Consider the following 1,671-nt stretch of genomic DNA (forward strand, 5'->3'; position numbering starts at 1 on the left):
CCCACATTCTCCAAGTAAGTCGCTGATTTCGCTGTCGTAATCGTGATATTTCGCATATAAATCATGGCGTTGACGGCTGCGAGGGGCGCGTTTCATGGATCACCTGGAGGGTGCGGGCTTGGCGCGGGGAGATCGGGTTGATTTCGACCGCCGTGTGCGTCTGGAGTTCCGTGGTGCGCAGATCAGTTCAGACGGTGGCCTGCTGGTGATGCGCGAGCTTGATGACGTGCTCGGCCTGTCCAATCTGGCGTCGGAGGCGCTGCGAGACAGCCGCACCGGGAAGAACACGCTCCATCGGCTTGACGGATTGTTCCGGCAATCGGTGTTCGGACGACTGGCCGGATACGAGGATGTGAACGATGCCGACCGCTTGGCCCTCGATCCCGTGATGCGTCAGGTCGTTGGCGGCAGGGCCGTCGAGGCGCAAGCTGCTTCGGCATCGCAGATGGGACGGTTCGAGACCGAGACGCTGGCTCTGGCCGCGAACCGGGCGGCGCTGGCCGATCTGAACGGCCAATGGATCGACCGGTTTCATGACCGCAACGGGTTGAAATACATCGTGCTGGACATGGACAGCTCGGTCAGCCCCACCCACGGCGATCAGGAAGGTACTGCCTGGAACGGGCATTTCGACTGCACCTGCTATCACCCCATCTTCTTGTTCAACCAGTTTGGCATGCTGGAGCGCTGCGCCCTGCGTAACGGCAATGTCCACAGCGCCGATGGCTGGCGGGATGTCCTTGATCCCGTCATTGCCCGATATGCTGGCCGCGACCTTGGTGGACGCTTCTTCCGGGCCGACGCTGCCTACGCGATCCCCGCGATCTATATGCGGCTGGAAGAAGCCAGGTTCTTCTACGCCATCCGTCTGCCCGCCAACGCCGTCTTGCGCGAGAAGATCGCGCATCGGCTGACACGGCCCGTGGGACGGCCTTCGCTGACCAAGGTCAAACGGTTCTTCGAGGACTTCGAGTATCAGGCGGCGTCCTGGGACAAGCCGCGCCGCGTCATCGCCAAGATCGAATGGCATCCGGGCGAGCTGTTCCCCAAAGTCGGCTTCATCGTCACCAACCTGCCGATGGAGCCAGACTGGGTGGTGAGGTTCTACAACCAGCGCGGCACCGCAGAGCAGCACATCAAGGAAGGCAAATATGCCTTTCGCTGGACGCGGCTGTCATGCCGGAAGTTCCGGCACAACGAGGTGCGGCTGCAACTGCACGCGCTGGCCTACAACCTGGCAACCTTCCTGCGCTGCATCGAACTGCCCGAGGCCATGGCGGACTGGTCGTTGACCAGCCTGCAACTCAAGCTGATCAAGATCGGCGCCCGCGTCGTCCGCCACGCCCGCGCCATTACCTTCCAGTTGGCCGAGGTCGCCGTCACCGGCCCGATGGTGCGGGCCGTCCTTGCCGCCATCCGCCGTCTTCGAACGCCTCCGTCATGCGCATGACCACGATCCATGCCCAAGCTGAACGAAAGCGGCAGGACAGGTCCGTCTGCCGCGCGGAAAAGCGGCTCTGCCGGGCCAGAATGCTGCGGGTTCGAGGCTTGATCCACCCGACTTCGGCCGTTTGCGCGACGACAGACACCGCTCGGGGCGAAAAACGCTTGCCCAGCGAGCAAAATCAGGCGATCTTGAAGTCAAGCGGCGGGCCACTTGGGGAATGTCGG

1 protein-coding gene is annotated in these 1,671 nt (G+C 62.7%); it reads left to right on the forward strand.

The genetic code is table 11. The annotated features are described in order from the left end of the window. Window positions 1-94 precede the first annotated feature (94 nt). Entirely contained in the window at window positions 95-1,450 is a 1,356-nt protein-coding gene (locus ACFOOQ_RS23270; protein ID WP_011997539.1) for an IS1380-like element ISPme1 family transposase, read from the forward strand. Window positions 1,451-1,671 lie beyond the last annotated feature (221 nt).

The sequence above is a fragment of the Ferrovibrio xuzhouensis genome (assembly GCF_042648965.1).
GTDB lineage: Bacteria > Pseudomonadota > Alphaproteobacteria > Ferrovibrionales > Ferrovibrionaceae > Ferrovibrio > Ferrovibrio xuzhouensis.